This window comes from Burkholderia sp. TSV86, from assembly GCF_001522865.1.
Taxonomy (GTDB): Bacteria; Pseudomonadota; Gammaproteobacteria; order Burkholderiales; family Burkholderiaceae; genus Burkholderia.
The window spans coordinates 1-627 of sequence record NZ_LOWB01000012.1 but is presented as its reverse complement, the minus strand read 5'-3'; the positions used below and the strand labels follow the sequence as shown (position 1 = coordinate 627).

General features: G+C 52.3%; 1 protein-coding gene. It reads left to right on the top strand.

What is annotated here, in order from left to right; translation table 11 throughout:
* Nucleotides 1–46 precede the first annotated feature (46 nt).
* The coding region (locus tag WS68_RS28620; RefSeq protein ID WP_231752919.1) for a hypothetical protein at nucleotides 47–627 on the top strand (581 nt) is incomplete at its 3' end.

Here is a 627-nt window from a genome sequence, read left to right as displayed (position 1 = left end):
GTGCAGGTGTCCACGCGGACACCTAGCTTCTGACCTCCTGACCCTCATGGGAAGGGCGTCATTTATTGACCGCTTACAGTATAACTACACGGCCGATGGTGTCATCATCTCACTCCCCGCTTTCGTTCAGGCGCGAATGTATGATGGCGTTCAGGTCTTCCCGCCCAGCCAGCTTTCACTGTTCGGCGTAGATTTCACCATGACGTCGACTTGGCTAATTTCGTTTCCACAGGGAGTGACTTCTTCGGAGCGGGCAACGCTCACCCATTCGATGAGCTATTTGACCGCCAGCCATTCACAATCGTCCGGTAATCTGATTGCCAGATTGCAGAAGTCCAGCGAGGCCGCCACGGCCAGCTATCAATCTCCGCCATTGGAATTAAGCACTTACGCGCTGGAGCCTGTCCTTTCCACCGACGTAAAGAATGGGGCAACGATCGGTTTCACGGTCAATCCATTTATTTACCCACCGACTACTCCCTCTAGCAACTTCAAGATTGTTTCTGCCGCAAACACGCTGCAAGTATGTCAAATGTGCTGCAGCACATTTAATGTATTACCGACAGAAAGTTGTTATGCGGAGTCTGGATTCCCGGGAGTTGAGACGGAAGGAGTCTGGTCACCGGA